An 8,676-nucleotide genomic window follows, 5' to 3' on the forward strand; every position below is an offset into this window, starting at 1 on the left:
CTGCGCGCGCTGCCGGATGGCCTGACCTACGGCGTGCTGCGCTACCTGAACGGCGAGACCGACCTGGACGGCTCCGATCCGCCGATCGGGTTCAACTATCTCGGGCGGCTGAGCGCCGGAACCGAGGTGTCCGACGACGTATGGGGAATTTGCGAGGACGGCTTGTCGCTGATCGACGCCAGCGCAAGGTTGCCCATGCCGCTGGCGCACACCGTGGAGCTCAACGCCAGCACGGTGGAGGCCGCCGCGGGCCCTTACCTGCACGCCGGCTGGACGTGGGCGCCCTCGGCCCTGGATCACGCGCAGGTCTCCCGGCTGAGCCGGTTGTGGTTTGAGGCGCTGGCCGGCATCTGCGCGCATGTGCGCGGTGGTGGGGGCGGGTTGACGCCCTCCGATATCGCTGCCGGTCTCAGCCAGCAGCAGATCGACGAACTCCAGCGGCAATATGCGGATAGCTGACGTTTTACCGTTGACGCCCCTGCAGCAGGGGCTGTGGTTTCATGCGCTGACCGACCAGGGCGGCGACGATGTCTATGCGGTGCAGCTGGAGATCGTGTTGCGCGGCCGGCTGGATCAGCATCGCCTGCGCGAGGCGGTGCACACGGTGGTGAGCCGCCATCCCCACCTCGCGGCCCGCTTCTCCGACAAGTTCGACCAGCCGGTGCAGATCATCCCGGCCGATCCCGTGGCGCCCTGGCGGTATGTCGACCTCAGCGGCGCCGGCCCGGACCTCGACGAGCAGATCCAGCAGATCTGCGCCGCGGAACGCGCCGCCGTCTGCGATCTCAACCACCAGCCGGCCTTCCGGGCCGCACTCATCGGTACCGCGGAAGACCAGCACCGCCTGGTGTTGACGAACCATCACATCGTGCTTGACGGCTGGTCGCTCCCGATCCTCCTGGGGGAGATATTCGCCAGCTACCACCGGCAGTGGCTGCCCGCGGCGAGGCCGTATCGCAGCTTCGTGAGCTGGCTGACCGGCCGTGACCTCGATGCCGCCCGCGCGGCCTGGCGCGAGGTGCTCGCCGGTTTCGACACGCCCTCCTTGGTCGGCCCACCGGGCAGAGTCGGCCCCGGGCCCAGGGGGGTTGCGTCGTTCCGGGTGCCCGAGCAGACGACTCGGGCGCTCAGCGACCTGGCCCGCTCCCACCACACCACCGTCAGCACCGTCCTGCAGGCCGCCTGGGCCCAGCTGCTGACGCGGCTGACCGGCCGGAACGACGTCGCATTCGGCACGACCGTTTCGGGCCGGCCGGCGGAGGTGCCCGGCGCCGACTCGATGGTGGGCCTGTTCATCAACACCGTGCCGGTGCGCGCCCGCATCACCGCGCCCACCACTGCCACCGACCTGCTCGACCAGCTGCAAAGCGCCCACAACCACACGCTCGACCACCAGCACCTGGCGCTCAGCGAAATTCACCGCATCACCGGCCAGGACAACCTGTTCGACACCTTCTTCGTCTACGAGAACTACCCGCTCGACGCCGCCGCCCTGCCGGGCGCCGAAGACTTGGCCGTCACCGACTTCATCCACCGCGAATACAACCACTACCCGCTCGCCATCCAGGCCCTGCCGGACACCGAGCTGGGACTTCGCGTCGAATTCGACACCGGCGTGTTCGACGCGGGCGCCGTCGAAACCCTCGTCGAGCGATTCAAGCGGGTGCTGGTCGCCATGACCACCGATCCGGATCGGCGGTTGTCGTCGATGGATGTCCTCGACGCCGGCGAGCACGCGCAGCTGGAGGGGTGGGGCAACCGGGCGGGGTTGACCCAGCCGGTCGGTGTGCCGGTCTCGATTCCGGTCGTGTTCGGTGCGCAGGTCGCGCGCACGCCGGAGGCCGTCGCGATCAGCGCCGGGGACCGGTCGTGGACCTACCGGGAGGTCAAGGGCGCGGCCAACCGGTTGGCCCACGTGCTGGCCGCCCGGGGTGTTGGTCCGGGACAGCGGGTGGCGTTGCTGTTGCCGCGGTCGGCCGAGGCGGTCGTCGCGATGCTGGCGGTGCTGAAGACGGGGGCGGCCTACGTGCCGATCGACCCGGCGGTGCCGGCAGCCCGGATGGAGTTCGTGCTCGGTGACGCCGCGCCGGTCGCCGCGATCACGACCGCCGCCCTGGCCGATCGGCTGGACGGGCGCGACCTGGCGGTCATCGATATCAACGACCCGGCCGTCGACAGCCAGCCCAGCACCCCGCTGCCGCCGCCGCACCCGGACGACATCGCCTACCTCATCTACACCTCTGGTACTACCGGGACCCCCAAGGGCGTGGCGATTCCGCACCGCAACGTCACCAGGCTGCTGGAGACGCTCGACGCCGACTTGGAACTGGCGGGGCAGGTGTGGTCGCAGTGCCACTCGCTGGCGTTCGACTTCTCGGTGTGGGAGATCTGGGGGGCGCTGCTCTACGGCGGACGGGTCGTCGTGGTGCCCGATGCGGTGGTGCGCTCACCGGAGGATCTGCACGCGGTGCTGGTGGGCGAAGAGGTCACCGTGTTGAGCCAGACCCCGTCGGCCTTCTATGCGCTGCAGACCGCCGATGCGGCACAAGCCGAGCTGGAGCCCCGGCTGAAGCTCGAGGCGGTGGTGTTCGGCGGGGAGGCGCTCGAGCCGCAGCGGCTGCGGTCGTGGCTGGACAACCATCCGGGATTGCCGCGGTTGATCAACATGTATGGCATCACCGAGACGACGGTGCACGCGTCGTTTCGCGAGATCGTGGCCGGCGACGTGGACGGCACGGTCAGTCCCATCGGGGTGCCGTTGGCCCACCTCGGTTTCTTCGTGCTGGACGGGTGGTTGCAGCCGGTGCCGGCCGGTGTGGTGGGGGAGTTGTATGTGGCCGGAGCCGGCGTGGCGTATGGCTATGTGGGCCGCGCGGGGCTGACGGGGACGCGGTTTGTGGCGTGTCCGTTCGGGGAGCCCGGGGCACGCATGTATCGGACCGGGGACCTGGTGTGCTGGGGTGCCGACGGGCAGTTGCGCTACCTGGGTCGGGCCGATCAGCAGGTCAAGATCCGCGGGTATCGCATCGAGCTCGGTGAGATCCAGGCGGCGCTGGCCGGGCTGGACGGGGTGGCGCAGGCGGCGGTGATCGCCCGCGAGGACCGCCCCGGCGACAAACGCCTGGTGGGTTATGTCGTCGGCACGGTCGATCCGGCCGCCGCGCGCGCTGCCCTGGGTGAGCGGCTCCCCGAGTACATGGTGCCGTCCGCCGTGGTGGCGATGGAGGCGCTGCCGCTGACGGTCAACGGCAAGCTCGACACCCGCGCCCTGCCGGTACCCGAATACCAGGATGGCGGCCGCTACCGCGCGCCGGCCACCGCGGTCGAGGAGCTGTTGGCCGGCATCTATGCGCAGGTCCTCGACATTCAGCCGCCGCAGCTCGTCGGGGTGGACGACTCGTTCTTCGACCTGGGTGGGGACTCGCTGTCGGCGGTGCGCCTGATCGCCGCGGTCAACGCCGGCCTGGATGCCGGCCTCTCGGTGCGCACGCTGTTCGAGGCGCCGACGGTCGCCCAGTTGGCGCCACGCATCGGCGGGGACGAGGCGCGGCTGGAGCCCCTGGTACCTTTCGCGGCCGGCGAGCGGCCCGCGGTCATTCCATTGTCGTTTGCCCAGAGCCGGTTGTGGTTCATCGACCAATTCCAAGGCCCCTCAACGATTTACAACATGGCGGTGGCCTTGCGGCTGAGCGGGCGGCTGGATGCGGACGCGTTGGGCGCGGCGCTGGCCGACGTGGTGGCCCGGCAGGAGAGCCTGCGCACGTTGTTCACCGCTCACGACGGTGTACCCCGCCAGGTGGTCGTGCCGGCCGAGCGGGCCGACTTCGCCTGTGCCGTCGTTGACGCCGCCGGGTGGCCGGAAGGGCAACTCGCCGACGAGTTCGACACCGTGGCGAGCCACCAGTTCGACCTCGCCGCCGAGATCCCCCTGCGCGCAAAGCTTTTCCGCATCTCCGACGACGAACACGTCCTGGTGGCCGTGGTGCACCACATCGCCGCCGACGGCTCATCGATCACCCCGCTGGTGCGCGACCTCGGGGTGGCTTACGCCAGCCGGAGCGCGGGGCAGGCCCCCGGCTGGGCCGACCTGGCGGTGCAGTATGCCGATTACACGCTGTGGCAGCGCGCGCAGCTGGGTGAGCTCGGTGACAGCGGCAGCCGCATCGCCGGGCAGTTGGCCTACTGGCAAGAGGCGCTGGCCGGGATGCCCGAACATTTGCAGCTGCCCACCGACCGTCCTTACCCGCCGGTCGCGGATTACCGCGGCGCCACCGTGCCGGTGGAGTGGCCGGCCGAGTTGCAGCAGCAAGTCGCCCGGGTCGCGCGCGAACACAACGCGACCAGCTTCATGGTGATGGAGGCCGCCCTGGCGGTGTTGCTGGCCAAGCTCAGCGCGAGTTCCGATGTGTCCGTGGGATTCCCGATCGCCGGGCGCCGGGACCCCGCGCTGGACGACGTGGTGGGCTTTTTCGTCAACACCTTGGTGTTGCGGGTCGATCTGGCCGGTAACCCCAGCATTGCCGAACTGCTGGCTCAGGTGCGGGCGCGCAGCCTGGCCGCATACGAGCACCAAGACGTGCCGTTCGAGGTGCTGGTGGAACGGCTCAACCCGACTCGAAGCCTGACCCATCACCCGCTGGTCCAGGTGATGCTGGCCTGGCAGAACTGGCAATCCCACAACGACCCCGCCGCCGGGTTGACCCTGGGCGATCTGCACATCACGCCGGTCCCGCTCGACAGCCGGACCGCCCGCACGGATCTGGCGTTCACGCTGGGCGAATCCTGGACCGACGCCGGTGAGCCCGCCGGCATCGCCGGAGCGGTGGAGTTCCGCACCGACGTGTTCGACGCCGCCAGCATCGAAATCCTGATCGACCGATTCAAGCGGGTTTTGGTCGCCATGACCGCGGACCCGGAGCAACGGCTGTCGTCGATCGATGTGCTCGATGTCGCCGAGCACACCCGCCTCGACGAGGTGGGCAACCGCGCGGTGCTGACCCGGCCCGCACCGGCAGCGGTGTCCGTTCCGGTGCTGCTGGCGGCGCAGGTGGCCCACGCCCCGCAGGCGGTCGCGCTGACCGCGGGGGACCGGTCGATGACCTACCGCGAACTCGACGAGGCGGCTAACCGGTTGGCGCACTTGCTGTCTGGCTACGGGGTAGGGCCGGGCGCATGTGTGGCCCTGCTGTTCGAGCGCTCGGCCCAGGCCGTCGTCGCCATGCTGGCGGTGCTGAAAACCGGGGCGGCCTACCTGGCGATCGATCCCGCGCTGCCGGAGGCGCGGCTCGGGTTCATGCTGACCGACGCCGCGCCGATGGCCGTGGTCACCACGGCGGCCCTGCGGTCGCGCCTGGACGGGCGAGGTCTGCCGGTCATCGACGTCGACGACCCCGCCGTGGCAACCCAGCCCGTCACCGCGCCACCGGCGCCTTCCCCCGACGGCATCGCCTACCTCATCTACACCTCCGGGACCACCGGGACCCCCAAAGGCGTGGCCGTCACCCACCGCAATCTGGCGCACCTGGCGGAGTCGTCGCCCGTCGACCTGCCGGCGGCGCAGGTGTGGACGCAGTGCCACTCGTACGCTTTCGACTTCTCGGTGTGGGAGATCTGGGCCGCGCTGCTGGGCGGCGGCCGCCTGGTGGTGGTGCCCGACGCGGTCGTCGGGTCACCGGACGATTTCCACGACCTACTCGTCAGGGAACGGGTCAACGTGCTGACCCAGACGCCGTCGGCGGTGACCGCGCTGCGTCCGCAGGGACTGGAGTCGGTGGCGGTGCTGCTCGGTGGCGAGGCGTGCTCGGCCGAGGTGGTCGATCAATGGGCGCCGGGGCGGGTGGTGATCAACGCCTACGGCCCGACCGAGGCCACGGTGTATGCCTCGATGAGTGCGCCGCTGTCACCCGGCACCGGGGCGGCGCCGATCGGGTCGCCGGTGTCGACCGCGGCGGTGTTCGTTCTCGACGAGTGGCTGCGTCCGGTGCCGGCCGGCGTGGTCGGCGAGCTGTACGTGACCGGACGCGGTGTGACCGTCGGATATGTCGGCCGGGCCGGCCTGACCGCGGCGCGGTTTGTGGCCTCCCCGTTCGGCCAGCCCGGGACACGCATGTACCGCACCGGGGACCTGGTTCGTTGGCGCCCGGATGGGCAGCTGCAATATCTCGGGCGGGCCGACGAGCAGGTCAAGATCCGCGGGTATCGCATCGAGCTCGGCGAGGTCCAGGCCGCACTGGCCGGGCTCGACGGGGTCGAACAGGCGGTGGTGATCGCCCGCGAGGACCGCCCCGGCGACAAGCGTCTGGTCGGCTACGTCACCGGGACCGCCGAACCCGCCGCGGCGCGCGCCGCACTGGCCGAACGACTGCCGGCCTACATGGTGCCGACCGCGGTGGTGGGGCTGGCGGCGCTGCCGCTGACGGTCAGCGGCAAACTCGACCAACGCGCCCTGCCGGCGCCGGAGTACCAGGACACCGGTCGTTACCGCGCCCCGGCCACCCTGACCGAGGAGATCCTGGCCGGCATCTACGCCCAGGTGCTCGGTGTGGAACGCGTCGGCGTCGATGACTCGTTCTTCGACCTCGGCGGCGATTCCCTGTCGGCGATGCGCCTGATCGCCGCGGTCAACAACGCCCTGGATGCGGGCCTGTCGGTGCGGGTGGTGTTCGAGGCTCCCACGGTGGCTCAGTTGGCGCCACGTATCGCCGCTTCGGGCGGCCGGCTGGAACCGTTGCGGGCCGTCGAGCGACCCGCGGTGATTCCGTTGTCGTTTGCCCAGAACCGGTTGTGGTTCATCGACCAGTTGCAGGGCCCGTCGCCGGTGTACAACCTGGCGGTGGCGCTGCAACTGCGCGGACCGCTGGATGTGGACGCGCTGGGCGCGGCGCTGTCCGATGTGGTGGGCCGCCACGAAAGCCTGCGCACGCTCTTCGCCGCCCCCGACGGAATACCGCAACAGCTGGTGGTGGCCGCCGACCGCGCCGACTTCGGTTGGGCCGTCGTCGATGCCACCGCATGGCCGTCCGACCGGCTGCAGCAGGCCGTCGACGAGACCGCGCGCCACACCTTCGATCTGGCGGCCGAGATCCCCTTGCGGGCGAGGGTTTTCCGCGTCGCCGACGACGAACACGTGCTGGTCGCCGTGGTGCATCACATCGCTGCCGACGGCTTGTCGATCCCGCCGCTGGTGCGCGACATGGCCGTGGCCTACGCCGGCCGGCGCCTGGGGCAGGCCCCCGACTGGGCACCGTTGCCGGTGCAGTATGTCGATTACACGCTGTGGCAGCGCGCGCAGTTCGGCGAACTCACCGATCGCGAGAGTCCCATCGCCGCGCAGCTCGCGTACTGGGAGGAGACCCTGGCGGGGATGCCCGAGCGGCTGGGGCTTCCCACCGACCGGCCGTACCCGCCGGTGGCCGATCAACGCGGCGCCAGCGTGCCGGTGGAGTGGCCCGCCGAGTTGCAGCGCCAGGTTGTCCGGGTGGCCCGCGAGCACAATTCGACCAGTTTCATGGTGATGCAGGCCGCCCTGGCGGTGCTGCTGGCCAAGCTCAGCGCGAGTTCCGATGTGGCCGTGGGCTTCCCGATCGGCGGGCGGCGCGACCCCGCCCTCGACGAGTTGGTCGGGTTCTTCGTCAACACGCTGGTGTTGCGCGTTGACGTGGCCGGCGATCCCAGTGTCGCCGAACTGCTGGCTCAGGTGCGGGCCCGCAGCCTGGCCGCCTACGAGCACCAGGACGTGCCCTTCGAAGTGGTGGTCGAACGGCTGAACCCCACGCGCTCGCTCACTCATCACCCGCTGGTCCAGGTGATGCTGGCCTGGCGCACCCTGCACGGCAGCACCGGCGACGCCGCGTTTGCGCTGGGCGACCTCGAGCTCACGCAGCTGCCGGTGGACACGGGCACGGCCCGGATGGATCTGGCGCTGGCCCTCGAAGAGTACTGGGACGACGACGGTGAACCGGCCGGCATCGGCGGGGCGGTCGAGTTCCGCACCGACGTCTTCGACGCCGTCAGCATCGAAACCCTGATCCAGCGTTTGCAGCGGGTGTTGGTCGCGATGAGCGACGACCCGACCCGGCGGCTGTCGTCGATCGGCGTGCTCGACGACGTTGAGCGCGCCCGGCTGGCCGGCTGGGGTAATCGGGCGGCGTTGACCCAGTCGTTGACGGCGTCGGCGGCGATTCCGGCGGTGTTCGCCGCGCAGGTGGCGCGGGTGCCCGATGCCGCGGCGGTGAGCTTCGAGGGCCGGTCGATGACCTATCGGGAGCTCGACGAGGCGGCCAACCGCTTGGCGCAGGTGTTGATGGGCCACGGGGTGGGTCCGGGGCAGCGGGTGGCGTTGCTGTTGCCGCGCTCGGCGCGGGCGGTGGTGGCGATGCTGGCGGTGGTGAAGACCGGGGCCGCCTATGTGCCGATCGACCCGGCGGTGCCCGAGGCGCGGATGCGGTTCGTGCTCGAGGACGCCGCGCCGGTCGCCGCGATCACCACCGGCGAGCTGCGCCCGCGGCTCGAGGAGCGCGGCCTGCTCGCGATCGATATCGATGATCGCGCCGTCGACACCCGGCCCGGCACCGCGCCGCCTACACCGGCCCCCGATGACATCGCCTATCTGATCTACACGTCGGGTACGACGGGGACCCCGAAGGGGGTGGCGGTTCCGCATCGCAATGTGACGCG

2 protein-coding genes are annotated in these 8,676 nt (G+C 70.6%); both read left to right on the forward strand.

Annotated elements, in window-relative coordinates; all coding sequences use genetic code 11:
- Positions 1–459 (forward strand): hypothetical protein (locus A5696_RS29275; protein ID WP_369803378.1); only part of this gene is annotated, 459 nt, incomplete at its 5' end.
- Between the two features lie 10 nt (positions 460–469).
- Positions 470–8,676 (forward strand): amino acid adenylation domain-containing protein (locus tag A5696_RS28540; protein WP_369803379.1); only part of this gene is annotated, 8,207 nt, incomplete at its 3' end.

The organism is Mycobacterium sp. E2699 (assembly GCF_001666745.1).
Lineage (GTDB): Bacteria > Actinomycetota > Actinomycetes > Mycobacteriales > Mycobacteriaceae > Mycobacterium.